Source organism: Caulobacter sp. CCH9-E1 (assembly GCF_001556515.1).
Classification (GTDB): Bacteria; Pseudomonadota; Alphaproteobacteria; order Caulobacterales; family Caulobacteraceae; genus Caulobacter.
In genome coordinates this window covers 1-764 of the sequence record NZ_LSJA01000094.1, presented here as the reverse complement: position 1 = coordinate 764, position 764 = coordinate 1, and the positions used below count along the sequence as shown (strand labels likewise).

Annotated in this window: 1 protein-coding gene and 1 pseudogene; both read right to left on the bottom strand. The window is 66.1% G+C overall.

Going from position 1 to position 764, the window contains the following annotated elements; genetic code table 11:
• A pseudogene (locus AX690_RS05590) lies at positions 1-295 on the bottom strand (heavy metal translocating P-type ATPase); the annotation flags it as partial.
• Between the two features lie 11 nt (positions 296-306).
• Positions 307-657 carry a DUF190 domain-containing protein gene (locus tag AX690_RS05585; RefSeq protein WP_066684438.1) on the bottom strand — a complete coding sequence of 117 codons (351 nt, stop codon included), beginning with the start codon at positions 655-657 and terminating at the stop codon, positions 307-309.
• Positions 658-764 lie beyond the last annotated feature (107 nt).

The window sequence follows — 764 nt, the reverse complement described above, 5'->3', positions numbered from 1 at the left end:
CGATCTCGAACTTGCGCTTGCGCAGGTTTTCGATCGCCTCGGTCAGGGTGAACCAGCCGCCGAACAGGTAGGCCGCCAAGTAGAAGGCCAGCGGCATCCACCCATCGGCCTTGAGGCTGATCAGCCACCCGACCAGCAGCGTCGCGCCGCACAGCAGGGCGAAGATGAGTTCGGTTCGCTCGCCAAACAGCCCACCATGGGCGTGGCCATGGCCGCCCTCCCCGTCGCCATGCTTGTGGTCGCCCTGATCGCCATGGTCATGGCCTTCATGGGCATGCGCAGACTTGCTGGTCATGGCGCTCGCTCCTACCGGTGCGGCTCGACGTGATGGCCGCCGTAACGCAACACCTCGACCTTCTCGAAGGTGACGAGGCCGATGTCCTTGAGATCGTCGAGCTTGGTCAGGAACTCGCGCAAGCGGGCTTCCTCGTCGACGAACTCGATCACCACCGGCAGGTTGTCATTGAAGTCCAGCGGCCGAGGCTCATGCATGCGCGCGGACTCGCCAAAGCCCTTGCGGCCGCGCAGGACCGTGGCGCCGGCCAGTCGATTGGCCTGCGCGCGCTGGACGATGACGTCCATCAGGGACCGGTCGCCGACCAGGGCGTTTTCGTCGGTGTAGATGCGGAGAAGGACCGCTTGTCCGGGGGTTTGCATAGGCGTCTCCTCTTGGTGATTACGGCCCCCGAAGGCTTGGCCCTCGGGGCGTTTGAAGGTGATGCGCCGGCGCGACGCTGTGGGGGCTGAGGGGCCGCGCCGGCGCC